This is a genomic window from Asticcacaulis aquihabitans, assembly GCF_032490435.1.
Classification (GTDB): domain Bacteria; phylum Pseudomonadota; class Alphaproteobacteria; order Caulobacterales; family Caulobacteraceae; genus Asticcacaulis.
This window is the reverse complement of the sequence record NZ_JAVGWM010000004.1, coordinates 156,689-181,041: the sequence shown is the minus strand read 5'-3', so window position 1 is coordinate 181,041 and position 24,353 is coordinate 156,689. Positions and strand designations below refer to the sequence as shown.

Annotated in this window: 16 protein-coding genes; 6 read left to right on the top strand and 10 right to left on the bottom strand. The window is 59.2% G+C overall.

Annotated elements, in window-relative coordinates; translation table 11 throughout:
• Positions 1 to 57 precede the first annotated feature (57 nt).
• From RCJ00_RS15180 to RCJ00_RS15170, 3 genes are all read right to left on the bottom strand, one after another.
• Complete coding sequence (locus RCJ00_RS15180) at positions 58 to 1,692, bottom strand: EAL domain-containing protein (protein WP_316222997.1); 1,635 nt, start codon at positions 1,690 to 1,692, stop codon at positions 58 to 60.
• Positions 1,693 to 1,807: 115 nt separating this feature from the next.
• A complete protein-coding gene (locus RCJ00_RS15175; protein WP_316222996.1) occupies positions 1,808 to 3,628 on the bottom strand; it encodes a GAF domain-containing sensor histidine kinase in 1,821 nt (606 codons plus the stop codon).
• 222 nt (positions 3,629 to 3,850) lie between these two features.
• Complete coding sequence (locus tag RCJ00_RS15170; protein WP_316222994.1) at positions 3,851 to 4,552, bottom strand: TetR/AcrR family transcriptional regulator; 702 nt, start codon at positions 4,550 to 4,552, stop codon at positions 3,851 to 3,853.
• Positions 4,553 to 4,648: 96 nt separating this feature from the next.
• On the opposite strand from RCJ00_RS15170, the gene RCJ00_RS15165 reads away from it, so the two are divergent.
• The 3 genes from RCJ00_RS15165 to RCJ00_RS15155 all read left to right on the top strand — a co-directional run bounded on the left by RCJ00_RS15165 (position 4,649) and on the right by RCJ00_RS15155 (position 8,982).
• Positions 4,649 to 6,106 carry an efflux transporter outer membrane subunit gene (locus RCJ00_RS15165; protein WP_316222992.1) on the top strand — a complete coding sequence of 486 codons (1,458 nt, stop codon included), beginning with the start codon at positions 4,649 to 4,651 and terminating at the stop codon, positions 6,104 to 6,106.
• 10 nt (positions 6,107 to 6,116) lie between these two features.
• Positions 6,117 to 7,259, top strand: a complete 1,143-nt coding sequence (locus RCJ00_RS15160; RefSeq protein WP_316222990.1) for an HlyD family secretion protein — start codon at positions 6,117 to 6,119, stop codon at positions 7,257 to 7,259.
• Between the two features lie 172 nt (positions 7,260 to 7,431).
• Positions 7,432 to 8,982 carry a DHA2 family efflux MFS transporter permease subunit gene (locus RCJ00_RS15155; protein ID WP_316222989.1) on the top strand — a complete coding sequence of 517 codons (1,551 nt, stop codon included), beginning with the start codon at positions 7,432 to 7,434 and terminating at the stop codon, positions 8,980 to 8,982.
• Between the two features lie 92 nt (positions 8,983 to 9,074).
• Here RCJ00_RS15155 and RCJ00_RS15150 read toward each other — a convergent pair whose 3' ends face one another.
• On the bottom strand, positions 9,075 to 9,749 hold the full coding sequence (locus tag RCJ00_RS15150; protein WP_316222988.1) for an alpha/beta fold hydrolase: 675 nt from the start codon (positions 9,747 to 9,749) through the stop codon (positions 9,075 to 9,077).
• A 78-nt stretch (positions 9,750 to 9,827) separates the two neighbouring features.
• On the opposite strand from RCJ00_RS15150, the gene gabT reads away from it, so the two are divergent.
• Complete coding sequence (gene gabT / locus RCJ00_RS15145; RefSeq protein ID WP_316222987.1) at positions 9,828 to 11,105, top strand: 4-aminobutyrate--2-oxoglutarate transaminase; 1,278 nt, start codon at positions 9,828 to 9,830, stop codon at positions 11,103 to 11,105.
• A gap of 34 nt (positions 11,106 to 11,139) precedes the next feature.
• Here the strand turns inward: gabT and RCJ00_RS15140 are convergent, their stop codons facing one another.
• The 4 genes from RCJ00_RS15140 to RCJ00_RS15125 all read right to left on the bottom strand — a co-directional run bounded on the left by RCJ00_RS15140 (position 11,140) and on the right by RCJ00_RS15125 (position 19,194).
• Positions 11,140 to 12,654 (bottom strand): tryptophan halogenase family protein, encoded by a 1,515-nt coding sequence (locus RCJ00_RS15140; protein WP_316222985.1) that lies wholly within the window; start codon positions 12,652 to 12,654, stop codon positions 11,140 to 11,142.
• Positions 12,655 to 14,160: a tryptophan halogenase family protein gene (locus RCJ00_RS15135; RefSeq protein ID WP_316222984.1), complete on the bottom strand. Its 1,506-nt coding sequence runs from the start codon at positions 14,158 to 14,160 to the stop codon at positions 12,655 to 12,657.
• Positions 14,157 to 15,710 carry a tryptophan halogenase family protein gene (locus tag RCJ00_RS15130; RefSeq protein WP_316222983.1) on the bottom strand — a complete coding sequence of 518 codons (1,554 nt, stop codon included), beginning with the start codon at positions 15,708 to 15,710 and terminating at the stop codon, positions 14,157 to 14,159. The genes RCJ00_RS15135 and RCJ00_RS15130 overlap by 4 nt, the downstream gene beginning before the upstream one ends.
• Before the next feature lie 133 nt (positions 15,711 to 15,843).
• Positions 15,844 to 19,194 carry a TonB-dependent receptor gene (locus RCJ00_RS15125; protein WP_316222982.1) on the bottom strand — a complete coding sequence of 1,117 codons (3,351 nt, stop codon included), beginning with the start codon at positions 19,192 to 19,194 and terminating at the stop codon, positions 15,844 to 15,846.
• Positions 19,195 to 20,000: 806 nt separating this feature from the next.
• Between RCJ00_RS15125 and RCJ00_RS15120 the strand changes: the two genes are divergently transcribed.
• Positions 20,001 to 21,029: a cupin-like domain-containing protein gene (locus tag RCJ00_RS15120; protein WP_316222981.1), complete on the top strand. Its 1,029-nt coding sequence runs from the start codon at positions 20,001 to 20,003 to the stop codon at positions 21,027 to 21,029.
• 32 nt (positions 21,030 to 21,061) lie between these two features.
• Complete coding sequence (locus RCJ00_RS15115; protein WP_316222980.1) at positions 21,062 to 21,973, top strand: DUF2608 domain-containing protein; 912 nt, start codon at positions 21,062 to 21,064, stop codon at positions 21,971 to 21,973.
• An 8-nt stretch (positions 21,974 to 21,981) separates the two neighbouring features.
• Here RCJ00_RS15115 and RCJ00_RS15110 read toward each other — a convergent pair whose 3' ends face one another.
• Together RCJ00_RS15110 and RCJ00_RS15105 are read right to left on the bottom strand one after the other, a co-directional pair.
• A complete protein-coding gene (locus RCJ00_RS15110; RefSeq protein WP_316222979.1) occupies positions 21,982 to 23,124 on the bottom strand; it encodes an aminotransferase in 1,143 nt (380 codons plus the stop codon).
• A gap of 101 nt (positions 23,125 to 23,225) precedes the next feature.
• Positions 23,226 to 24,263, bottom strand: a complete 1,038-nt coding sequence (locus RCJ00_RS15105) for an ABC transporter substrate-binding protein (RefSeq protein ID WP_316222978.1) — start codon at positions 24,261 to 24,263, stop codon at positions 23,226 to 23,228.
• Between the last annotated feature and the right edge of the window lie 90 nt (positions 24,264 to 24,353).

Below are 24,353 nucleotides of genomic sequence, written 5' to 3'. Positions count from 1 at the left end.
TCCGGCGATGAATTTTCCGCCGGAGTTTAGCTCTAATCTGGCGCTTACGCGAACTGCCTACCGCCAGGTTTCCGTGACGCCCTTGCGCTTGCCGTTCAAAATAGGTCGCGGGGTATCGATCTCGAGCTTTGGCTTGCCAAAGTGATAGCCCTGACCGAAGCCTATGCCCAGGTCCTGGCAGAGCCTTGCCATGGACTCGTCCTCTATCATCTCCGCGACGACATGGGAGTTCAGTTCCTTGCACAGGTGGCTGATGGAACGGATGAGCGCGCGTTGACGGGGATTTTCCCGGGCCTCACGCAGAAAAGGGCCGTCGATCTTGACGAAATCGAAATCGAACTTGCGCAGGTATGAATAGGTTGCTGCTCCGGATCCAAAATCATCAAGGCAGATATGGAATCCACCGCGACGCAACCAACGCAGGAAGGTTCCGGCGGCCTCCATGTCATCGATCGTATTGGATTCGGTCAGCTCGAACATCAGTCGCTCGCTGATATCCCTGAACGGGCTGACGAGATGACGCAGATTTTCACGGAAGGCTTCGTTTTGAATGGATAGGCCGGACAGGTTGATGGCGATTTTTACATCTGGCCGCTGGATCAAGGTGTCAATCGCCTTGCGCGCGACAGCCATGTCAAAATCCTGCACTAGACCCAGCTGCTCCGACAGACGAATGGTGTCGAACGGCCTATGGCCATCGGCGAAACGCAACAGAGCTTCGTAATGGTGTGTCGTGCGGTCGTCGAGATTGACCACCGGCTGATAGAACAGGGTGTATCTGTCACTGTCGATCAGCGCGCGGATATCGTCGAAATGCTGGACCGTTTCGGCCATGGCGGCCTTGAGCCCCTGGGCCAGCGAATGGATCGGGCTGCGTTCAGGCTTGCAGAAGTCCTGAAGCGTATATTGCAGGGCGCGGGCGATACTATCTTGATCGAGATTGCCGATCGATAGCTCCAGATTCATCATGGTTGGACGCAGGCTGTCTTCGGGTAGGCCAACCGCCCGCACCGCTGCCTGAATATCTTTGGAAATGGCGTCCGAAGATACGGCTTCGCTCTTGGCAGACGGTATGTAACTGAAGGCCTCGTCTGAGAGCTGCGCCGCGGCGGCGCCGGCCATGGATTGCGAACGCAACACCGAGCCGATTTCACCAATCAGCATGTCGGCCTGTTCCGCCGGCAGTTCCCGCATGGCGCGTGACAAGCCGGTTAAGCGGACCAGTTTCAGATCCTTCGGAGCGGTGTAGCCTTGGATAGCAATCTTCTTGCTGACGAATTTCAGATAGGAATCGAGATTTAGCAGACCGCCTTCGCCGTCGATCATGACACCGTCCGACAGAACGGTAATGCTGATAAAGGTGTGGCTGTCGCCGCTACCCAGGAAGCATGCCCCCATATTGACCTGGAGCGCGGGCCCTTGTGGCTGACTGAGTTGCAGGCTGCATGGTTCGATACGGCCGATCGATTGAGCCTTGGTCAGGAGACGGCGGGCAAAGGCCTGATCGCTGGCAACGAAGATGTCGCAAACGTCGCGTCCGATCACGTCTTCGACCGGCCCGCTGAGCAGGGCCTGGGTCGCACCGACGGTAGTGACGATACGAAAATGGGTGTCGACCTCAATCAACAGATCCGCTGCCGCCAGAGAAAACGCAATGTATCGGTCGCGTTGCCTCTTGAGATCCTCAATCATGCGTTTACCTGTGGTGATCCCGCCTCCCCGGACGGTTACGTCGGGATACACCGTAGATGGCAAGTCTTAAGATACGGCTTAACGCCGACTGCGTCATTTCGACCCAATTGCGATATTAAAGGTCCAGCTTCATGTCGGCCAGAAGCGCACGCAGATATTCGCGATTTATCCGATCCGCGTCGACAGGGGGATGCGCCTTGGGCAATACGGCCTCCGGCGATGGCCGGATCGGCGCGTAGGCGGGGCGGCGGGCTTCGGCGGCCGGCCGCGGCTCGGACGGGACGCCGAAGCTTTCGCGGGCCAGAGTGCTCGGTATCGGGGTGGCCTTGGGATCACGCGCGAGCGGCAAGGGGGCCGTCCAGGCGACCGGAATTTCGAACCAGGCGGTTGTGCCGTCTCCCGGCCGAGACGTCACACCGATCTGGCCACCGAGCATCTCGACGATCGTCTTGGTGATGGACAGGCCCAGCCCGCGCGTGCGGCCGCTGAACAGACCCGCCGACTGCTCGTCACTCATGCCAACGCCGGTGTCGCGTACGCTGACGTGGAGATGGTCTTCAGGGAGATGGGTTTCAGGCATCTGGCTGTTCGGATTTTGCGTCGTCACTTGGCGCGCGGTGACGGTAATTACGCCGCCTTGTGTGAACTTGCAGGCATTGGAGATCAGGTTTTGCAGAACCTGCTGGACGCGCATGACATCCATGCGTGCTGTCGTATGGGTAAAGTCGCTGAAATGCACGCCAAGCCGTGTGTGATTGCGCGCCGCCTGTTCCGTAAACGCATTTACCACCTCGCGGATCAGGTCGGTAACGTCGATAATCTCGTCATCCGCGGCGCTGCCTACGCTTGCCTCGGGCACGATGGGTGCAGCGGTCAGCCCCTGCCGCCCAAGCGTCTTCTGCAAGGTCTCCGCCGATTGCAGCAAGTCGTGCGTATAGGTCGCGATGTCCGGATTAAGCTGCGCCTTGGTGTCGAGCAGGCGGGCATAGCCGACAATATCATTCAGGGGCCGGCGCAGCTCGTCCGTCACATGCGCCAGGAATTCATCCTTTGCCGTACTGACGTCGCGCAGCGGCGTTGCCGTCACGCTCAGGTCGCGAACGACGGCGCATAATCGCACCGGTACACCCGATGTGTCCGATTCAACACCCCCGCGCATACGAATGCGCCGGGCGATGTGATCCTTACGATTCAGGACGTTAAGCTGAACGTCGAAATCCTGGCCATCATTAACCGAGGCCTGCAGGCGCTCGATAAGCATAGACCGGTCTTCCGGCTCAAAGATATCAAGCAGGGCCGCCACCGTCGGCGTATAGGTTTCCGGCGTCAAACCCAGGATGGCGTAAAAACCACTGGACCAGATCACATCCCGCGTATTCAGATCGATCTTCCAGTAACCCAGTCCGGTCATATCGGAATCGAGGCGTGCCTGGCGGGCCTGCAATTCGGCGATCAGGTCCGTCTGCTGGCGGGCGCGTCCAGCCAAGTATAACAGTTTCGCCGCATGACCGGCGAATGCCTCGAGCAAGGCCAGTTTGCGGACATCGAAATCGTGGCGCGGCGAGGGCTCGGCGAGACCGATAACACCGAGCACGCGGCCATCGTGCACCAGCGGCATGTCAGCATAAAAGCGGATGTGCGGCGCACGCAGGACCGTGGTTTCCAGAAAATACCGGCTGTCGCGGGTGGCGTCGGCGACGATGAGCGGCCCATCCAGCACGCGTTCGACAAAGGCAAAATGGTCCAGTCGTCCACTGTCTATCCCAACGGCGGCCACCGGTCCGTCCGTAAGCCTGAGAAACACTATGGGCAGGTCAAAAATGGCCGCCGCAAGAGTACAAACGGACGCGCACAGGGCCTTCAGGTCTCCATCACGCCCCGTCACCGCGGCCTGTTTATCGGTCGGAAACGCAGACGAGTCGGACGAACGGGCCATAGGCTAACCTCTAAAAACGAATCGACGCTAACCACAAAGATTTACACATTAGTAAACAATTCGAATTGCTGCTGACGTACGCTGACATGCGCCCGCCTGATAAGGAGGCGAACCTAGCGGAAGGCGCAAATGCACAGACAGGACATGGCCGCCACCGCGCATGCAATCGACCGCGCGGCCCGCCCCTTCGACGGCCTGGCTAAATGTCCCGCGGCTCGCGCGTCAGTCCGTGGGGCGGCCGTAATAGGTCATGAAGACATCGACGGCCAGGTCGATCTGGCGATGCAGTTGCCCCTCGGTCGGCTCCGGCGCCAGATTCATGATGCGTTTGAAATGACAGTCCCCGAAGAGCAGACTTTTGAGCACCATAGTCGCTTCGGCAATATTCGGCGCGTCGATCTGTCCCTTGTCGTGCGCCGCCTGAAGCAGACCGATCAAATTATCACGTCCCTGACTCTGGATCACATTATGGAACATCTCGGACAGGTGCGGATTCCGGTAGCTCTCCTCGACGACCAACTGAATAGTGCGGATAACGCCGTCCGACATGACAGCGCCCATCAACTGGCGCGCCATAACCGTCAGGCTGGAGCGCAGGTCATCAGAACCGATGTGGCGCTGGAACAGAGCAGCCATTTCGCCGCACTGTTCGCGCACAATCGCCTCAAACAGCTCTTCTTTGCTGTTGAAATAGGCGTAAAGCGTCGCTTTCGATCCACCGAGGCGGTTCGAGATCATCGACATGCTGGCGCCAGCATAGCCGACTTCGTAGAATACGCTGCGCGCCACCTGGATTATACGGTCGCGGCGCTGGTCCTTGAAGGACGGCTGGTCCTTCGTATGCGCGGACTCTTTCAGGGAGTCCTTCAATTCTGGCGCGTCAGGAAAATTAGTGATTGGCAATTCCATAAAAATTTGTACCATACTGTACAGTTCGTACTTGACTTGAGTTGGAGTGTAGCGCAAAGAAAGCAGACTGTACAGTACGGTTCACCTTTTTGTGTTTCAGGACCTCCCCCTATGCACTCCCCTGCTTCCCATAAAAGCCCCCTTTCCGTGCGGAAAGCGGTCAGCCTGAGCGCACTTGTTGCCGCTGGGGCCGTACTGACGGCCTGTGCGTCTGTTCCCGCCTCTCACACCATTACACCGCGCAGCGATCTGGCCGCGACCCAGAGCCTGGCGTCCGAAAACGGTCAGTGGCCGGCCCGAGAATGGTGGAAGGGGTTTAACGATACGCAGTTGAACACCTTGGTCGATGAAGCCTTCGCCGGCTCTCCCGACCTGCTGGCGGCTCAAGCCCGTCTGGACAAGGCTTTGGCCACCCAGTCCCAGGTCAAATCGGCGCTCGATCCCGACCTGACGCTCAACGGCTCGGTCACAGCCACAGAGCAGAGCCTGAACATGGGCTACCCGGCGGAATTCAAGACTCTTCTGCCCCAAGGCGTCCTGCCGCTCGGTCGCATCACCCTAGACGCCAATTATAATATCGATCTTTGGGGCAAGAGCCGCGCGGCGCTGAAAGGTGCCATCGGTCAGGCGAAGGCCTCTGACATCGAACGCGAAGTGGTGCGCCAGAATCTGGCCGTGGCCGTCGCCAACGCCTATGTCGAACTGAACCGTCTTTATGAGACGCGCGACGAACTCACCGAGTTGAAACGTGGCGCCGCCACGAAACTTGATCTGTATCAGGCGCGCGCTGATCACAATCTCGAGCCCAAGGACACGCTCCTATCGGCACGCGACGACCAGCAGCAGCTTGACCGCCGTCTGGCCAATGTCGATGGAGCCATACGGTTGCAAGATAACCTGATCGCCGCTCTCGTCGGGGCCGGGCCGGATCGCGGCCTGTCCATTTCACGGCCACAACTGGCACCCAGTGAAATCACCACCTTGCCCGGCAACGTACCCGCTGACCTGATCGGTCGCCGCCCGGATGTGGTCGCCGCCCGCCTTCGTGTCGAAGCCGCCGGCCAGGGTATCAAATACGCCAAGGCTGACTATTATCCGAACCTCAATCTGTCTTTGTCCTGGGGCCGCGAAGCGCTCGGCCTGCAATATTTCGGACAATCGGATTCGAATTTCGGATCGTTCGGTCCGGCCATCAGCCTGCCGCTATTTCATCAGAAGCGCCTGAACGCCAGTTACCGATCATATGAGGCGGATTACAACACCGCCGTCGCCACCTATGACCAGACCTTGACGACCGCCCTGCGCGAAGTCGCCGACGCCGCCGGGCGCACCAAGTCCACGACCGGGGAGCTGGCCGCCGCGCAAGGCCGTCACGATACGGCGTTGCAAAGTTACGAGCTGTCCAAAGCCCGCTTCGGTAAGGGACTGGCTACGAAAATAGATGTGATCAGCGCCCATGCCCGCGTCATATCGGTCGAAAATGAAATTACAGATCTAAAGGCGCAAGCCTATCGTGATCGCATCGCTTTTATCGCCGCGCTTGGCGGCGGCTACCAATCCCAAAACTGAGTTTTAGCCCATGTCCGATCAATCCTCCCCCGATGCGGCCCCGCAAAACAACGCCCCACCCGTTCCCGGTGCCAGTGGCCCGAATGGTGGCAGTAAGCCGCCCACGTCCTCCCGGGCGCGCGGTCCGCTCTTTCTCATTTTCGGCGGCGTCGTCCTGTTGGCCGGTCTGGCCTTCGGCGCCTATACGCTGATCGAAGGCGGCAAATCGGTCGAAACCGACAACGCCTATGTCGATGCCAGTTCCGCCGCCGTCACAGCCCAGATTTCGGCGCCGGTCAAATCCTCGAACATTATCGAAACCCAAGCCGTCAAGGCCGGCGACGTACTGGTCGTGCTCGATGACACCGACGCCCGCCTGGCGCTGGCGTCCGCCAAGGCCCAACTCGACCAGGTCGAGCGCCAGGTCGGCACCTATTACGAAAATGATACGACGCTGGCGGCTCAGGCCGACGCCTCGACGGCCCAGGTCGCCAATGCTCAGGCGGCCTACGATAATGCCGTGAAGGCTTATAACGATCGCAAGAGCCTGGTCGCCATTGGCGCCGTGTCGGGCGAAGATCTGCAAAATGCGAAGACAACGGTCGACCAGACCCAAGCCGCGCTGAACAGCGCCCGCGCCCAGGCGCTGGCAGCTCAGGGTCAACGCGCTGCCAATGGCGCGCTGATTTCTGGTGTCGACCGTGGCGACAATCCTGAAGTGGTTGCCGCCCGCGTCAAGGTCGAGCAGGCCCAGAACGACCTCGACCGCACCGTCATCCGCGCGCCGATTTCCGGGGTCATCGCCAAGAACACCGTCGAAATCGGCCAACGCGTTCAGGTCAACCAGGTGCTGATGAACATTGTGCCGATTGAAAACGCCTATGTGAACGCCAACTTCAAGGAAGTGCAGCTCAAGAAGGTGCGCATCGGCCAGCCAGTCCTGCTGACCGCCGACACCTATGGCGGCGGTATAAAGTTCCATGGCAAGGTGGCCGGCCTGAGTGGTGGCACCGGCTCGGCCTTCGCCATCATCCCGGCCCAGAACGCTACCGGCAACTGGATCAAGGTGGTCCAGCGCCTGCCCGTCCGCATCGCACTCGACCCCACTGAGCTCAAACAACACCCGCTGCGCGTCGGCATGAGCATGAAGGCGACGATCAGCGTCAACGACTAGACCTGACCAGCGAATGCGTATGTTTCGACTACCCCTTCCCGCCCCTCGGCCCTTCGCACGATAACGGGGGCCGGGTAACGGGGACTGAGGCTGCACGTTCGAAACCCGGCGGACCCCGCCCGGCGCGTAGCCTGCGACCCTTGTATATCAACGTCATCGGAAAGTTGCGACCATGTCCGCTTCCACCGCCGCCTCAGACCCGACCTATAAGGAACCCGTACCGTTGACAGGGCTGACGCTCTGGCTGTGCGGTATCCTTCTGGCCATGGCCAATTTCGTGGCTATTCTCGATGTGTCCATCGCCAACGTCTCGGTGCCCAATATCGCCGGTGCGCTTGGCGTTTCGACCTCGCAAGGCACTTGGGTCATCACCTCCTACGCCGTGGCGGAGGCCATTTCCGTACCCCTGACCGGATGGCTGGCGATGCGGTTCGGCACGGTCCGCACCTTTTCGGTCGCTTTGGTCGGGTTCGGCCTTGCCTCTTTCCTGTGCGGCATTTCGCCGTCCCTGGAAATCCTGGTTGTCGCCCGTATCCTTCAGGGATTCTGCGGCGGACCTTTGATGCCGCTGTCTCAGACCCTTCTCCTCACTATCTTCCCGAAAAAACTGCAACCGGCGGCCATGGGGATCTGGGCCATTACCACCCTCGTCGCGCCGGTGGCCGGCCCGGTGCTAGGTGGCACCCTGTGCGATAATTTCGGCTGGGGTTCGATCTTCCTGGTCAATGTGCCTGTTGCCATTGGTGCCGGCTTCCTCGTGTGGCGTGTGCTGCTCAGCCAGGAAACACGCACCGTCAAAGCGCGCGTCGACGTGGTCGGTCTGGCGCTTCTGGTCCTGTGGGTCGGTGCCTTGCAGATCATGCTCGACCTGGGCAAGGAGCATGAATGGTTTTCATCACCCTTTATCGTCACCTTGGCCGTTGTCGCCGTACTGGGATTCATCGCTTTCCTGATCTGGGAATTGACAGACTCTAATCCCATTGTGGACCTGCGCGTCTTCCGGCACAGGGGGTTTTCCATCGCCATGGTGTGCATGGCGTTGATGATTGGGTCCTTCTTCGCCATCAATGTCATCGGTCCGCTATGGCTACAGAATAACCTGGGCTGGACGGCATCGTGGGCGGGCAATGCCACCGGTATGGTCGGTATCCTGGCGATTTTTGCTGCGCCCATTGCCGCGCAACTAGCCGTCAAGATCGATCCGCGTCGTCTCATCTTCTTCGGTGTCGGTTGGCTGGCCCTGATCACTTTCATCCGCGGTCTGTCCAATATGGATATGAGTTTCGGCCAGATCGCCTTCCTCATCTTCCTTACAGGCGCAGGCATGCCTTTCTTCTTCATGCCCTTGCTGCAAATATCGATGGGGTCGGTGAAGGTGGAGGAAACCGCTAATGCCGCCGGCCTGCAGAACTTTATCCGCACCATGGCTGGCGCCGTTGCGACCTCCCTGGTCGCCACGATTTGGGAAAACAATGCCACGTCCAACCGCGCTGCAATCGTCAGCGGACTGGACGCCAATCAATCGGTGCAAACCCTGGTCCAGCATGGCGTGAACCCAGGTGCGGCGCTTGGCATTCTCGACCGGCTGGTCAGCGGTCAGGCTCTCATGCTGTCCACCAATGAGGTCTTCATGGGGGCCGCGGTGCTGTTCCTGTGTTGCGCCCTCCTCGTCTGGACGATCCCGCGTCCCAAGGGGCCAGTCGACATGTCCAACGTCCACTGATCAGGCGGACCAAATTTCGGGACCTTCTCCCCGGCAGGTCCTGAAATGGCGGAGCGGTTTGTGTCCCCTCACAACCGCTCCGTTTTTTTGTTTCAGGGCCGTCTGAAAGTGCCCGTTTGCAGGAAGTGCAGGACCTGAGCCTGGACATGGGGAGACGTCGGCATGAAACTGTGCGTCACGGGCATGATCAGATGGTCCGCCATACCGTCCCATCGCGTCCGCGCCACTGATACGCGGCCGTCGTTTGCTTCACGGATGAATATCAGTCCGGACAGATATGGCCAGCCTACCGTCCCCGCTATAATACCCAGCGGATAGTCGGGGCGGATATTATCGAGAAGGCCAGAGGTAGTGACGAGGTCCTGTCCAGCAGGCCCATACATCCACCTGTACATCGGCAGTTTGCACAAGGCGTCAGCGACTTCGCTTCCGCCCAGCGGCGGCCCCAGCATAACCACGCGGCCGATCGCCGCAGCCAGACGATCCCGCTGTGTGCCGAGCAGGTAGGCCGCCACCAGACCGCCCATAGAATGGGTGACGAAGTGCAATTTGTTCGTCGGCCCCGTCAGACCTTTCGCTTTGAGCGCATCGGCGACAAAGTGGGCAAGGCCGGCAATATCCCTGTCTCGCCAGGGATAGGCCAGGTTGCACGTCGAATAGCCAGCCCCAGTCAGCCGCTTCTCGAGCGCAGCCAAACTGCGCGGGGAGCGACCCGTGCCGTGCAGGAGAATAACCGTTTCAACAAGGGGGTCCATAACGACAGACAAGACACAGTCGCCGTCAAATTCAACTGGCAAATTGTGATCACAATATGTACTCTTCGCTAAACTTCGCGGAGCCTTATCATGACCCATAATGCCGATCTCGCCACCCGCCGGGCCGCCGCCGTGCCGCGCGGCGTAGGCCATGCCACCACGCTTTACGCCGCCCGCGCTGAAAACGCCGAGTTGTGGGATGCCGACGGCAACCGCTTCATCGATTTCGCCGGCGGGATCGCCGTTCTCAATACCGGCCATCGCCACCCGAAGGTCCAGGCCGCCGCGCTGAAACAGATGGACGCCTTTACCCATACCGCGTTTCAGGTCGTGCCGTACGAATCCTATATCGCCCTGTGCGAACGGCTCAACGCCCTGGCCCCGATCGATGGGCCGGCCAAGTCCGTCCTGTTCACCACCGGCGCCGAGGCGGTGGAAAATGCCGTGAAGATCGCGCGCTGCGCCACGCGCCGCGACGGCGTCATCGCCTTTACCGGCGGCTTTCATGGACGCACGGCACTCACGTCTGCGCTGACAGGCAAGGTGGTGCCGTACAAGAAGGACCTGGGGCCGCAGCAACCCGGCGTCTATCACCTGCCCTTCCCCGTCGAAGCGTCCGGTATAGACACCGCCGATACGCTGAAAATGCTAGATTACCTGTTTAAGGCCGACATCGCGCCTGACGCCGTGGCGGCCATCATCATCGAGCCGGTGCAGGGCGAAGGCGGCTTCCTCATCACACCGCCAGAACTTATGCGCGCCTTGCGGAAAATCTGCGACGATCACGGCATCCTGCTGATCGCTGACGAAGTTCAGACCGGCTTTGGCCGGACCGGCAAGCTGTTCGCCATGGAAAATTACGACGTCAAGCCGGACCTTATGACCATGGCCAAATCACTGGCCGGCGGATATCCGCTGTCCGGCGTCGTGGGGCGCACCGACGTAATGGATGCACCGGTGACCGGCGGACTCGGCGGAACCTATGGCGGCAACCCGGTGGCGTGCGCTGCCGCGCTGGCCGTATTAGATGTTATCGAGGAGGAAGCTCTGCTCGACGCCGCCAACCGTCAGGGGACACGGCTGAAGGCCCGTATCGAAAGCATCAGCCAGCGGAACGACAGTGTGCCGATATCGGCCCTGCGCGGATTGGGGGCCATGATTGCCTTCGATATCGTCACCGAGCCAGGCGGCCATACGCCCGATGCCGCGGCAACCAAGGCGGTATGCCTTAAGGCGCAGGAACACGGCCTGATCCTGCTGTCCTGCGGCGTCTATGGCAACACGATCCGGCTATTGGCGCCACTGACTGCCTCGGATGAGATCTTAGACGAAGGACTGGACAAGCTGGAAGCCGCGCTCAGACGGTAAAGCACTTTCCGGAAGGGGCGCCGAAAGTCTGGCTCTAAGCGGCTTTTGGCGCCGCGCAGAATTTGGCGATATAGTCATCATGGGACATCATGCCCTTGACGCGCTGATCGACCTGGCTGCGCAGGCGCCCGAGGCGTTGCCTCAGGTCGTCGTCGGAAATGACATCGGCGACCGGATGGTAATCCCCCGGCATCAGCCCCTGGCCCGCCAGAACCGAGAACCAGCTCACCTCCTTGAACAGCTCCCATTGCTGAGCGGCGGCTTGCCCGGTGGCCCGGAAGGTCTCCAGACGCGCCGTCAGGCTGTCGGGAACGCTCATATGCTTGCACCGTCGCCAGAAAGGCGTGTCCTCACGCTCCGTGACCTTGTAGTGGGCGATCAGGAAGTCCTTGACGTTGACATAATCGGCGATCGTTTCCCGGTTATATTGATCGACGACGCTTTGGGCTATGCCGGTACGGGGGAATAGCGCCAGCAGCTTGGCGATGCCTGCCTGGACGAGGTGAATGGAGGTCGATTCCAGCGGTTCAAGGAAGCCGGAAGCCAGGCCGAAAGCGACCACGTTTTTGTGCCACATCTTACGGCGATGCCCCGTGGTGAAACGCAACACCTTCGGGTCCTTCAGCGGGGCGCCGTCCAGCCGTGTCAGAAGCTTTTCGCAGGCTTCATCCTCGCTGATGAATTCCGAACAGAAAACATAGCCATTACCCGTCCGGTGCTGGAGCGGGATGCGCCATTGCCATCCCGCCTCGCGCGAGGTTGAGCGTGTATAGGGCGTGATCGGCCCGTCAGGCTTGGCCGATGGCACGGCGGCCGCGCGGTCGCAGGGTAGCCATTCGCTCCAATCCTCATAGCCGCATTTCAGCGTCTGTTCGATCAGCAGACCGCGGAAGCCTGAGCAATCGATGAAGAAATCGCCGGCAATCGACTGACCGTTCTCCAGATGAAGCGCGGTGAGGTTGCCCGATTCCGGCGCCTGATCGACACGGACAATTCGGCCTTCCCGTCGCGTGACGCCACGCGCCTCGGCGTAGCGGCGAAGGAAAGCGGCATAAAGGCTGGCATCGAATTGATAGGCATAGTTGATTTGAGGCAATCCCGATGCGTCGCCCTTCGGGATGCGGGTAAACTTGTTTTCCCGCATGGCCATGGTTTCGGCGTTGAAGCGCCCCCAGTCGCCATTCCCCCCCATATTGGCCAGACGATGCCAGAAGTGGGTGAAGGGAATACCGTCCATATCGACGCCATAGAGGCCGAACGGGTGAATGTAGCTCTCCCCTGGACGCTTCCAGTCAACGAAGTGGATGCCGAGCTTGAACGTGCCATTGGTTTCGCGCACGAACGTATTCTCGTCTATGCCCAGCAGATCGTTAAAGGTGCGGATTTGCGGAATGGTCGCTTCGCCGACCCCAACCGTGCCGATGTCTTCGGATTCGACCAGGACAATGTCATAGTTGACGGTCCCGAGTATCTTGGCGAACGCCGCCGCCGTCATCCATCCGGCCGTACCGCCCCCCACAATGACGAGCCTGCGTATCCGGTCATCCATTCAGGCAAAATCCTTGGAGGCGTGCATTTCCAGGAAGGCGTCATGCGAATTCATATCCTGCACCTGCGCCTTGATATAGCCCAGCATACGCTGGAACTGCGGCACGGCCTGTTCGGTCGGAACCAGGTCGATGGCGGGGTCGTAGCCGCGAGGGATCAGGCCGTGGCCGGTGAACAGGGCCAGCCAGTCATCGGTTTCGAAGGTTTCTTCTTCATATATGGCGACCGTACCGCGCGCCTTGAACAGATCGATCTTGTAAGCCAGCGTTTCCGGGACCGCCATGTCGCGCAAGGAATCCCACATGGGTTGGTTTTCGATACGATTGAGCTTGTAATGGCCGATCTGGTAGTCGCGGATACGGTCGAACGCATTGCCCATCTGGGTGTTGTATTCATAAGCCTCCGTCTCGACATGGCGATCAAGCGGGAACAGGTTGATCAGATGCGCCAGGCCGAGCTGGACGGTATGCAGGCTGGCATTGTCGATCGGGTCGAGCACGCAGGCCGCTTCACCGAGCGCGATGCAGTTCTTGACCCAGGACGAAGTGCGCCGCCCGACAGACAAGGGCGACACAACGGCGTCAGGCGCCAGACGCAGGTTTGAAATCAACGCCGCTGCTTCCAGGGCTTCCTGATCGGTCGAGGTCGCGTCATTAAAGACATGCTGCACCCCCGTTTGGTCCTGCACAGGCGCCAGGTGCAAGACGCTGTTCGACAGGGCACGCACCTGACCATAGGGTGGCAGGCTGCGTAACCGCTCGCCCGCGACGGTCAGGACGCGATTGCCTGGGAACCACGCCTGCCAGCTGTCGAACGGCACACCCAAGGCATCCCCCAGCAAGGTGCTTTCGGCATCCGAGGCATCGATGAAGAGATCACCCGCGACTTCGCTGCCATCCGGCAGCACCACCGCACGAATCGCGCCGGCGTCATCGAGGCGGGCTGTGACGAAACGCGCTGAGTGAACCGTCACCCCGCGACGCAAGGCATGGGTTTTCAGCAACTGCACATAGGGCCTGGCCTTGAGGTGATAGGCATAGTCGGTGCGGCCAAACACGCTGTAGGCTTCTGTCGGCAGGAAAAACCGTCCCTGCTTTGCCGCCGCTGCGGTCAGAGAAAAGTCCTCAAGCGCGACATTCATGCCGGCTTGCCGCGCCTTGATCCAGAACGGCATGAAGGGCTGGCCGGCGATGGGGGCGCCATGACCACCATAGCCATGGAAGAAGGGCGCCGCCGATCGCGCGAAATTGACAAAGCTCTGCCCCAGGCTGAAGGTCGCCGCAGTCGCCTTCATCAAGGCGTATTCATCTAAGCCAAGCAGGCGATGAAAGGCCTCCAGCGGCGGCAGGCTGCTGAGCACGTCGTGAGATCGCAACAGGCTTGGCAACTCAACCACTTCCACCGTCAGGCCGCTGCGACCGAAGGCGCGCAACAAGGCATTGGCCGCCAACCACGCCGCTGCGTCGCGGCCGCAAATCACGACCTTATCGATCTTATGCGCACTCATTTCGACACCTCAGCCATGACTTTTGCGGGCGGGACAAAACAATAGTCACGGACAAAATCCGCGTGATCGGGCATGGCGTCGACATTGGCACGGATACGCGCCCGCATATCGGCCAGTTTCTCGATCACACTGGCATCGTCCATCGCATCGGCCATCCGATCATAGCCTTGCGGGACAACGCCCTGACCGATGAAGACGGCAAGCCAGGACGGCGGTGAAAACAGGCCGTCGCGATATTTTTTCACATAGCCGCGCCGTTTGAACTGTTCGATCTTGTGCGTCAGGCTGTCGGGCACGCTCATATGTCGGACATAGTCCCACAGCGCTGAGTCCGTGCGTGTATTGGCGTGGTAATGCAGGATCAGGAAGTCGCGCACCCGTTCGTATTCGATATCGATCAGGCGGTTGAATTCATCCGCCAGTTTGTCGTCGATCGGTTCACCCGGCTTACTGGACGGAAACAGGGCAATCAGGGTCTGGACCGCGATCTGAACCAGATAGATGCTGGTCGATTCGAGCGGCTCGAGGAAGCCAGACGACAGACCGATGGTCAGGCAGTTCTTGTACCAGGATTTCTTGCGACGGCCGGCCTTGAAGCGGAGTGGCTTGGGGTCCATCAGGGCCGCACCGTCGAGATTGGCCAGCAAGGCCTTTTGGGCATCGTCATCGCTGATGAAGGCACTGCTGTAGACATAACCGTTGCCAGTCCGGTGCTGGAGCGGAATACGCCACTGCCAGCCGGCGGACAGGGCGGTCGAACGGGTATACGAAGGGAAGTCGCCTGTGCGCTCGCTCGGCACCGCCAGGGCGCGGTCACATGGCAACCAGCGCGACCAGTCTTCCCAGCCGGCGTGCAGGTGCTCTTCAATCAATAGGCCGCGGAAACCGGAGCAGTCGATGAACAGGTCGCCTTCGATCACCTCCCCCGACGCCAGGGTCAGGCTGGCGATATCACCGCTGTCCGGTTTCAGAACAACGGTTTCGACCTTGCCTTCGGTACGTTTAAGCCCCCGTGCTTCGGCAAATTCGCGCAGGAATGCGGCGTAAAGGCCGGCATCGAAATGATAGGCATAGGAAAAGGTCGATTTGATCGATTCCTTGTCTTCCGATGGGAAATCGAACTTCTGGCCTCGCGCGGCCTGGATGGCGTAGGAATAGTCTTCGATCGACGCCGCTTCGCCCAAGGCCTGGGCGCGCGTCCAGTAGTGCTGAAACTCCACGCCGGCCAGGGTCTGACCAAAGGTCCCGAATGGGTGGATGTAGCTGTTGCCGACCTGACCCCAGTCGCGGAACTCGATGCCCAGCTTGAATGTCGCTTTGGTCTTACGCATGAACTCGGCTTCGTTGATGCCGAGAAAGTCGTTGAATTCTTTGATATGGGGCAAGGTTGCCTCACCGACGCCGACCGTGCCGATGTCCGCCGATTCGATCAATCGCAGGTCAAGCACGCTGCTCGGCATCCCCGGCTTCAGGATGGCGGACAGAGCGGCCGCGCACATCCAGCCAGACGTCCCGCCGCCGAGGATGACGACCTTGAGGGGTGATGCCATTGTATAAGCCTCCAGTGGCGCGGTTTGCCGCGCGACTTATTATGCAGTGCAGGTTGCCCGCCGCCCGCAAAAAAAGCAAGCGCGCCGCAGTTTCCCGCGACGCGCTTCCCCCTTTTGCCCCGTGTAGGGTCTCTTAGTATTTCAAGCGGATGCCCACCTGAACGCGACGGTCGTTCTTGAACCAGGCGTTCGGCAGCAAGGTGCCACGGTTGTCGACCTGCTGCATCAAGACCGTATCTGAGTCGAGCAGGTTGGAGCCCTGGATCGACAGTTCGATATTGTCATTGACGCGATAACGGGCCGACGCATCGAGGTAGCCCACGCCCTTTTGCCAGATCGGGAAACCGACGCAGCAGTCAGCGGCGGTAACCAGGAACTTCGAGCGCCAATTATAGGCGGCGCGCAAGGCCCATGGTCCCTTTTCGTACATGCCGATGAGGTTGTAGGAGTCGTCCGACAGCCCTTCGAGGCGATCCACCGTGATGTTGTCATAGGCCGCGATAACGCCGCCACCCGACGAACCCAGACCACCACCACCGCCGGCGGAGGTCGAACCCAGGCCCGTATTCTTGATGCCGGTGTTCTTGATGTGGGTGTAGTTAGCCTGGATACCGAAGCCGTCAAACGGCGCGGGCAGGAAGTCGAAGTAACGTTGATAGGCCACTTCGAAACCCTTCAGGCTGGCACCTTGACCATTGACCGGTCCGGTAACCTGAACGTCACGCGTTACGCCATTGTGCGTAAGGGTGACGACCTGACGAGTGCCGTTCTGAACGTAATCGTAGAACTTCTTGTAGAAGATGTCGAACGAGAACGAACCGACTGCGGCAAAGTAGTTTTCGAAGGTCAGGTCGTATTGGTCGGCCGTGGTCGCTTTCAGGTAGGGGTTACCCGACGAAGCGGTGTAACGATACCCCTTATAGCTACAAGCTGTACCGACGGCACAGTTCGTGGCCGGGCCACCGGTACCCGTTCCCAGGACCACATTGGGGTTACCGATATACATTTCCGACGAGGTCAAAGCCGACCCCTGAACGTAGAAGTAGTTGCGCAGATAGCCCATGTCTGGGCGCGACATGGCGCGCGAATAGGCGAAACGTGCTAGCCAGGTATCGTTCAACTGGACCTTCATGTTGAACGAAGGCAGGAAGTTGATGTGTGTTGTATTCACAACCGCCGGGAATTGCGGATCGCCTGTGATAACCCCATCGCGGAACGCGACGTCATCCACCGAGTGATTGGTGATACAGGGCAAGAACACAACATACTGGCCTGCCGCCTGAGCTTGAGAGGCCTGAAGCGCGGTCAAAGAGCCATCGCAGTTGCTCTGGTTATATTCAAACGCATCCGGGTACTTTACGCCACCACCCTTTGAGGTGATGTTGGTCTGAACCCAGCGCACACCGGCATTGCCGGTAACGGCCTTGCCGAAGATCGTCTTGTCATTCCCGCCGAACTTCACTTGCAAGTAGCCCGCGTAGCTTTCTTCTTCGATGTCCATCTGCTCAGCCGCTGTATAGCAGCTGTTGGCAACTTCGTTCGTCCGATCGCAGATTGGCACCCACGAACCGATACCCGTGCTGGCCTGGCTCATGGCCTTTGACAACGCTGAACGGCTTTCGAGCGTATCATAGTTGAAGAAGACGAACTGATGTTGATTAATCAGATCGCTGCGATGCATGAAATCATTGCCGAAATCTTCGACATGATAGAGCGGCCCGCCGGTACGCAAAGGCGTATCGATGTTGAAGGTTGCGGCATTCTGGCTGTACGTATTGGAGATATTCTTCCAGTTATAAGCCGACCAGTTCACCTTTTGCTCGCGGTCGGCGTAACGGACGCCCACTTTTAGAGTATCGATCCAACCTTCATCAAACGACATCTGCAGATCGAAACGGCTAGCCAGTTCATTGCCGTGCGAGTCTTCGGTGTGGTCCATGACCGAGTTATAGTAATAGCTGTTGGGGTTGGCCAAACCACCTGCCGACAGGTTAATATTCGTGCCCGGCGACAGGGTGGTTACCGGGTATTTGCCGCTGGCATCAAGGCCGACATTACCGAAGGAGTTCATATCCACTTCGATGTCATAATTGGTGACATCGGCGTCGACATACTGAACATCGAAATTCGCGCGCAAACGATCACTAATGATCCAACGCAAATTGAACGAGGTATCGGTTGTCGTTTCCTTGTTGTGGTTAAAGCGCGTCCCTGTTCCCACTGTGGCGCCGCGACGATTAGGCTCGCACCCGTTCCAGCCGTAACAGGCATTAACCATCTGCTGACCGGAAGAATTTTGTGCGATCTGAGCCGAACCAGCGTTATCCGCACCCCACCAGCCGATATCCGATGTCAGGACGCCCGTCTGGAACAGGCCCTGATCATTGAACGTAAAGCTCTGGCCCGGCAGCGGCTTGGCGGCCGTATCGTTCGAGAATTGATAGCCAAGCGGTTGAGCCCAGACGTCGAAATAGCTCGTTCCGACGAAATGTTCATGCCACTTGTTTTCGTAGCTGGACGTATTGAACTGCAAGGTGGCAAGAAGGCTCTTATTCGGGCTTTCCCACTGACCGGCGGCGGAAACACCATGACGCGTACGATCGAAGTTCGTATCGCGCATTGTTGTCGACACGGGAATATAGGCGAAGTTATGCGTCGTGTCGGCGTTGTTGTGGCCGAACTGGTTGCCGTTGCAGGTGTCGTGTTCACCGAGGTTTTGGTTATTACAGAAGATACCTATACGGCCGAACTGGATACCCTGCGACGTCGTGGCGATATCCGAATAGGCGGCGTTCACCATCAGGCCGAATTCACCGATATCGGTCGACCAGCGGTCGGAATAGATACCAGAGAAGGACGGCGTCCACTTCTTGGCCAGATCGCCGTAGGAGGCGTCGGCCGAAAGCGCCAGAAGGCGGCCCTTGGAATCGAAAGGCAGGCGGGTCTTGAGGTTGATCGAGCCGGCGATACCGCCTTCGATCAGGTCAGCCGTCTGGTTCTTGTAGGTATCGACGCCGGCCATGAGTTCTGGCGATACGTCGCCCCACGACAGACCACGCGACGAGTTGGCCGAGAACACGTCACGGCCGTTGAATTCGGAACGAACCTGTTGCAGACCACGGACCAGAACGCCGGAAGGTTCGGCCGAGAAGTGCGCCGTATCGGTAGCGGCGGCGAAGCGGGTCACCGTAATACCGGCGACGCGTTGCAGCGCCTCGGCGACCGACTTATCCGGGAATGAACCGATATCGGTAGACGTGATCGAATCGACGACCGTATCGGCGTCCTTCTTGATTTGCTGAGCGGTTTTCAGTGAGCGGCGGACGCCGACGACGACGACCTGTTGAGCCCCTGAATCGTCTGTCGCCTTGGCGTCCTGCGCAAACGCAGGAACCGCCAGGCTGGCAGCCATGGCGGTCAAGGCGACGGCGGAAGCACCGCTCAACAGGGTCAGCCCGCGAGCCTTGCCTTTGGTATCTCTCATAATACTTCTTCTCCCTAATTGTCCCGAACGGCAGACCCGAGATGCTGCCGGTAAGACCGTTATACAAAACAGCAACCGTGACGAGGCTAAGCGGGTTTGTCTTGATCAGGGTGGTCCGGACTGGCAATTCGCACGCTTGGTCAGATGACAGCCATTAATTTTGACACGTACGTCAAAATTAATTAAGCCGACGATGCTGCCGCATGTCTCTCAATTTCCGGGTTAACCTGTGACGCTTCTCGACCTGATTAATTATTTCGTCTTTATTTGTTACAGAAACGTCGTGAAAATATCCAGCGTCAAGATCGGCTTTCGCCACAATCTGGCCCAAAGATGGCACGAATGCCACACTTCATACCGGTCATAAACCGGTTCAAATTCTCCACTTTGCCCGAATTAGTAGGAACGTTTCTACATTTAGAAGTGCCCCCCAACGCCAAGCTTCAATAAAAAATTATTATAAATCAACGCAATAATTTGATTTTTAACAATTTATCGCCTCATGAAATGATAATAAAAATACTACGACATATCTAATTGAGCCTGTTCAACCAAGGCGATACTGCGTGCGACGATATCGCTATATGCGCGTCCAGAGCATAATATAAGGTATTTTTTAGGCCACACCCCTCCTACCTCGTCAATTGGTCCAGAATTGGTGCGACACTCCTGTTACACGTGGCCTGTTACGCTTGGCCGGTTACACCTGGCCCGCCACACCTTGACAATCACCGTGATCTACCACCAAACCCGTGGGCAAATCCGCGCCCTAAGGGTCAACCCAAATCCAAACCCAGAGCTCTCCGATGCCGGACATTATCGAATCCCTCCCCCGCATCGATACGATCGATGGCGTCACGCCAGACATATTCGCGCAGGCGATCCTGCCGGCGAGCCGACCAGTCCTGATCCGCGGGCTGGTCGCGGACTGGCCGGCGGTAAGGCATGGCCGGGCCGGCGCCCAACCCATGGCGCACTACCTGAAAACGCTCGACACCGGCCATCCGACAACCGTGCTTGAAGCCCATAATGGTGTACAGGGCCGCTTCTCCTATAGCGCCGACATGAGCGAATTCAATTTCAACAAGCGCTTCAAAACGATTTCAGCCGGCATAGACCAGATCCTGGCGGCGATGGACCATCCCAATCCGCCCTATACCTATATCCAGTCCACGGTGATCAAAGACTATTTGCCGGACTTCCTGGCCGAAAATATAAACCCGCTTCTCCCGCCTGCCATTGCCCCGCGTATCTGGATTAGCAACGCCACGCGCGCGCAAACCCATAACGACAACGATCATAACCTGGCCTGTGTCGCCGCCGGGCGACGGCGTTTCATCCTGTTCCCGCCGGAGCAGCTAAAGAACCTTTATATCGGGCCGATGGATCATACCCCATCGGGACGCGCCATCTCCCTGGCGAGCCTGGAGGAACCAGACTTCGCGCGCTTCCCACGCCTGAAAGATGCCCTGGACGCGGCCATGGTCACTGAGCTTGAGCCCGGAGACGCCCTCTACGTGCCGAAATACTGGTGGCACCACGTCCAGTCGCTCAGCCCCTTCAACGTCTTGATCAACTACTGGTGGGGGAATAGCGCCCCCACGGTTGAAAACCCCATGTCGGCTTTTCTGGCGGCGCTCCTGTCGCTGAAGGACATTTCGCCGGCGGACAAGGTCTATTGGAAGGCCATGTTCGACCACTACATCTTCCAGGTCGACGGCGATCCGATGGCTCATGTACCGCCGGCGCGGCAGGGCGGTCTTGGGCGGCATGATGCCAAGATGCGCAAAGGCATTTTCGACAGCCTGCGCAAGCTGATTGAGGGACGCGGCTAGTTTTTGGCGTAAAAGCGCGCTAACAAACCGTCATGAAACTGTCACACATTCTCTTGATGGCCGCCTTGTCGTGCCTGCCCGTCGCAACCGAGGCCGCGCAAAGGCCGCAACCGGCTTACATCTCCATCACCGACCTGGCCAATCCGGTCGATGCGGCCCTGGCTGCCCATGCGCAAGGCCGCCGCGTCCTGGTCGTTTTCGACATCGACAATACCCTCCTCACCATGCCTCAGGACCTCGGCAGCGACACCTGGTTCAACTGGCAACAGACACGCGACAAAAGCGAGGCCGGTTTTCAGGCCTTGCTGGTAAACAACACCGCCCTGCTGCAACTCAGCACCCTGTCCCCCACACAACCGGACGCGGCCCAGCAGGTCAAGCGCCTGCAGACGGCCGGCATTGCCGTCTATGCCTTGAGCGCGCGCGGGTCCGATTTGCGCGGCGCCACCGAAGCCGCCCTGAAAGCCAACGGTATCGACCTGTCATCGGCGCCGGAATGCGGCCCGCCTTTGTGCGTGCGCCGCGGCAATCTGGGGGATGCTGAAATTCGCCGGGCGGCAAAGCGCGCGCGTATTTCGGTACAGACAAAGCCGTATCGTCCAGTAACTGTTTCTGATGGCGTAATGATGCTGTCCGGCCAGAACAAGGGCGTGATGCTGGGCATTTTGCTCAAAAGCCTGAAAGGGCGTAGCTACACCGATGTCTATTTTGTCGACGACACCTTCCAGAATATTCGCAATGTTCAGGCGGCAGCCCCGGAGATGAAGGCCGACATACATTTGTACAGCTATGAACGGCTATGGCCGACCACCGCCGCCTTTATGGCCGATCCGGTGCGCCAAGGCAAAACAGACAGCGATTTCAAGGCCGTGCGTGATTCACTGTGTAATGCTATCCGCGCAACCCTGTGCGTGACGCCGTTCCACACAGAACCGGTCGAGTAGGCTCACACTTAGCGCGCCGCTGCCAAAGCCACCGCACCTTGAGTCAGGCTATCGCGCGACTTGGCAAAGCACAGGCGCAGTACCGGCAGGTCGCGTCCAGACTCGCAGAAGGCCTGCAACGGGATCGTGGCCAGACCATGTTCACGAACGAGGCGATAGGCGAAATCGAGTCCCGAACCCGCCACGCCCGAAGCGACCAAATCGACATTCAGGAAATAGGTGCCCTCGGCCGGCAGGCGTGCAAACCCAGCCTCTGCCAGTAATCCCGCCAGGTAGTCGCGTTGCGATTTCAATTCCGCACGCGCCGCCTCGAACCGGTCTTGTGGCAGGCCCAGGCCATAAGCGACGGCATGTTGCAAGGCAGGTGGCGTCGCAAACGTAATGAACTGGTGCGCGCGCGCCACCTGGTCGACGAGCCCCTTTTCGGCAACAACGAAGCCGACCTTCCAGCCGGTGAGCGAAAATATCTTGCCCGCCGAACCGATCTTGATCGCGCGGTGCGCCAGTGCCGGAATATGCAGCACGCTGACATGTGTGCGGTCAAATATGACCTCCTCCCACACCTCATCGCTCATCACCCACGCGTCGAAACGCTGGCAATAGTCGCCCAGCAAGCTCAGTTGTTCGCGGCTGAAGCAATGGGTCGTGGGATTGTTGGGCGTGGTGATAAGGACCAGCTTCGTTCTGTCGCTGAAGACCTTACTGAGGTCGTCGTCGCTGAACTCCCAATGTGGCGGACTAAGCTGGACAATGCGCGGCACGCCGCCGGCGCGGCGGATGAGAGGGACATATGCGTCGTACATCGGCTCGAAGACCACCACTTCATCGCCCGGCGTGACCATCGAAAAAATAGCGACGCAAATGGCCTCGGTGGCGCCCGACGTAATCAGAACCTGAGTATCCGGATCAAGCGTTAAGCCCTGCACCCGATGGTAAAAATTAGCCACCGCATCGCGCAGGACCGGCAGTCCGCGCATGGGCGCATACTGGTTCGATTGCGTCATCAAGGCGCGCCCGGCGGCTTCGCGCACGTCCGCAAAGCCGTCCACCTCTGGAAAGCCCTGCCCGAGGTTGACCGCGCCTCGCGCCCGCGCCTCCAGTGACATGATCTCGAAAATACTTACGGGCAGGTCGGAGAAGACAGGATTCATGCGGCCTTCATAATATGAAAAGGCCCGAAGGGAACAGGGAAAACCTTCGGGCCCAAGGCTGGCATCGGGCTTGAGCCTATGCTTGAGGTAGGGATAAGGCCTCAAGCATAGGCGCTCAAACCGTCTTGCACCTTTTGTAAGGGTGCAGGCGCCAGCCAGTCATCGAGCCGGTGCGCCGATGGCAGCAGATGGCGATGTTTTAGCCAGTCTGCGAGGCCCGCCAAGGTGGACAGACGGCTGGAGTCGATACCTATTTGTGCACCCTCGGTCAGAAGCGATCCATAGGCCGTCACCGCATCCTCCAGTTCAACCTTGCCCTCGATAGCGGCCTGCCGGATGGCTTCATTCGGGAAACGTTCAGCCCACCGGGCGGCCTCAACCAGATTGTCCAGAATGCGGGTCACGATATCTGCACGGCCTTCCAGCAACACACTGTCAACCGTCACGGCACGCAGCTCGACCAGGCCAGACAGGCGAGCATCAGCCTTGATCTCTTCGGGTGTGAAACGGTGCACCGTCTTCAGGTGCGCCGAGCGCACGAGTTCCAGCCCCTTAGCGCCGAACAGGATCGCGACGTCGGTGTGGCCACTCAGCACCGCTTCAACTTCACGCCGGGCAACGTCTCCGAAAGGCACGCTGGGATGGTCGGCAACCACCGGAACGAATTCAATGTCAGTCTTGGCGACACCGGCCACCTCCAGCACGGTTTCCCAGGCACGCAGCGAGCGTACCTGAGCCGGTGAAAAATTACCGGCCTCCTTGATCAGGGACAGACGCCGGCCGGCCAGATCGCTCAAACTCTGAATCGATTGCCCCGGCCGCGTTACGATGCTGATCGTATGCCAGGTTTGCCCAACGGCCAGCAAGCGCGACCGTTCATTCTGGCCATGCGCCCAAAGGGCGGTCGCGGCGTCGGCTTCGCGGATCAGATTGGGCAGGGTGTGATCGAGATGCCCCTGGCGCACCGACGGCGTCGAATTTTCGCGCACCGAAACCAGATGAACGTTTTCGCGCAGGAATTCGCGTTGCAACACGCCCCGATTAGCAATCAGGCCCAGAGCTGTCAGGGTCGGGCATCGCGCATACCAGATTAAGGGAGCTGGCGACGGCGCGGTATCGGTTGGGCGGGCTTTGGTCATGGTCTCATCGGTCCTGTGACAACAGTCAGGTGACGAATGAAACCATACTGAACTTGTGTAGTTTTGCCGAGCGATCAAAAATCGCCCGAC